1 protein-coding gene is annotated in these 1,862 nt (G+C 67.6%); it reads left to right on the forward strand.

What is annotated here, in order from left to right; translation table 11 throughout:
• Positions 1 to 52 precede the first annotated feature (52 nt).
• Positions 53 to 1,862, forward strand: a 1,810-nt coding sequence (locus JK363_RS41170) for a SpnB-like Rossmann fold domain-containing protein (RefSeq protein ID WP_201883447.1), incomplete at its 3' end; no start/stop codon positions are given.

A 1,862-nucleotide genomic window follows, 5' to 3' on the forward strand; every position in this document is an offset into this window, starting at 1 on the left:
GTTGCCGACGTATGCGTTCCAGCGTCAGCGGTTCTGGCCGAGGGCGGTGCCTGTGGCGCTGGATGCGAGCGGTATGGGGCTTGTGTCGGTGGGGCATCCGATGTTGGGGGCTGTGGCGCGGTTGGCGGATTCGGACACGGTGGTTTTGCATGCGCGGCTGTCTGTTGCGTCTCACCCGTGGCTTGCGGATCACGTGGTGGGTTCTTCTGTTGTGGTTCCGGGAACGGCGTTTGTTGAGCTGGCTGTGCAGGCTGCTGATCGGGCGGGCTGTGGTCGGGTGGAGGAGCTGGCCCTGCGGACTCCGATGGTGCTGCCGCGGGACGGTGCGGTGCAGGTGCAGATCGGCGTTGAGCCCGCCGGTGAGGACGATGGCGGGCGTACGGTGCGGATCCACTCCCGTCCCGAGGATGCTTCGGCCGACCAGCCGTGGACCCTCCACGCCACCGGCACCCTGACCACAGATCAGCCCGTCCTCGACTGGAACCTGCGCGCATGGCCGCCCGCAGGTGCGGAGCCGGCACCCACGGACAGCCTGTACGACCGGCTGGCCGGGACGGGTCTGGACTATGGTCCGGCGTTCCGTGGTCTGCGGGAGGTCTGGCGCCGGGGCGACGAGCTGTTCGTCGAGGCCGCCCTTCCCGACCAGGCTTCCATGGAAGCCGGCGAGTTCGGGTTGCATCCGGCGCTGCTGGACACGGTCCTGCATACCTGGGCTCTCGACCCGACCGGGTGGGGGGCCCTGGATGAGTCAAATGTCGGTCGCATGGCGCTGTTGCCGTTCTTGTGGTCCGGGGTGTCGCTGTCGGCGGTGGGCGCGTCCGCGGTGCGGGCCCGGCTCACCCCGCGGGGTACGGGCGAAATCGGGCTGCGGGTCGCCGATGCTACGGGTGACCCGGTCGCCGAGGTGTCGTCTCTGGTGCTGCGGCCGGTCTCGGTCGCCGAGCTGACTGCGGCCGGTTCGACCACCACGGACAGTCTGTTCCGACTGGACCTGCTTCCCACGCCTGTGAGCGAGTCAGGTGACCTTGGCGTCTGGGCCGTGCTCGGGGAGAGCGGCGAGTGGTGTGATGCTGGTGTTCCGGTGACGGGTTATGGCGATTTGGCGGGGTTGGTTGCTGCTGTTGATGGTGGTGCGGTGGTTCCGGACACGGTTGTGCTTCCGGTTCGTGACGCTGACGCGGATGCTGGGGTCTCTGAGGTTGTTGCCTCTGTGCTTGAGGTGGTTCGGGGGTGGTTGGCGGAGTCGCGGTTCGCCTCTTCGCGGTTGGTGGTGGTGACGTGTGGTGCGGTGGGGGTGTCTGAGGGTGATGGGGTGGATTTGGCTGGTGCGGGTGTGTGGGGTTTGGTGCGTTCGGCGGTCAGTGAGCATCCGGGGCGGTTTGTGCTGGCTGATGTGGATGGTGGGCGTGAGGGTTACCGGACACTTGCAGGGTGTCTGGCTGGTGGGGGTGCGGGTGAGGGGCAGTTTGTGGTGCGTGGGGGTCGGGTGTGGTTGCCGCGTTTGGTGCGGATGGCTTCGGGTGGGGTTGTGGTGCCGCCTGGGGGTGTGGGGCCGGGTTGGCGGTTGGATGTTGTTGCGAAGGGGCGGCTTGATGGTGTGGGGCTGGTTGCTGAGGAGCCTCGTGTGTTGTTGCCGGGGCAGGTGCGGGTGGGTGTGCGTGCTGCGGGGGTGAACTTCCGTGATGTGTTGAATGTGCTGGGGATGTATCCGGGGGATGCGGGGCGGATGGGGCATGAGGGTGCGGGGGTTGTGGTGGAGGTGGGGCCTGGGGTGTCGGGGTTTGTGGTGGGGGATCGGGTGATGGGTCTGCTGGATGGTGGGTTTGGTCCGTTGGCGGTGGCGGATGCGCGGATGCTGGTGG

The organism is Streptomyces coffeae (assembly GCF_016741875.1).
GTDB lineage: Bacteria > Actinomycetota > Actinomycetes > Streptomycetales > Streptomycetaceae > Streptomyces > Streptomyces coffeae.